The organism is Achromobacter sp. GbtcB20 (genome assembly GCF_019091095.1).
GTDB lineage: Bacteria > Pseudomonadota > Gammaproteobacteria > Burkholderiales > Burkholderiaceae_B > Achromobacter > Achromobacter mucicolens.
Map to the genome: position 1 here is coordinate 1 of NZ_JAGXJZ010000253.1, position 422 is coordinate 422.

Annotated in this window: 1 protein-coding gene; it reads left to right on the forward strand. The window is 62.6% G+C overall.

Annotated features, from left to right (window positions below; genetic code table 11):
- Positions 1 to 422 (forward strand): EF-Tu/IF-2/RF-3 family GTPase (locus KVT32_RS28850; protein ID WP_254637067.1); only part of this gene is annotated, 422 nt, incomplete at both ends.

Consider the following 422-nt stretch of genomic DNA (forward strand, 5'->3'; position numbering starts at 1 on the left):
ATGGAAGTTCGCGAACTGCTGTCCAAGTACGACTTCCCGGGCGACGACACCCCGATCGTCAAGGGTTCGGCCAAGCTGGCGCTGGAAGGCGACAAGGGCGAACTGGGCGAACAGGCCATCCTGTCGCTGGCTGCTGCGCTGGATTCGTACATCCCGACGCCTGAGCGTGCCATCGACGGCGCGTTCCTGATGCCGGTTGAAGACGTGTTCTCGATCTCGGGTCGCGGCACCGTGGTGACCGGCCGTATCGAACGCGGCATCATCAAGGTCGGCGAAGAAATCGAAATCGTCGGTATCGTTCCGACGGTCAAGACGACCTGCACGGGCGTGGAAATGTTCCGCAAGCTGCTGGACCAAGGTCAAGCTGGCGACAACGTGGGCATCCTGCTGCGCGGCACCAAGCGTGAAGACGTCCAGCGCGG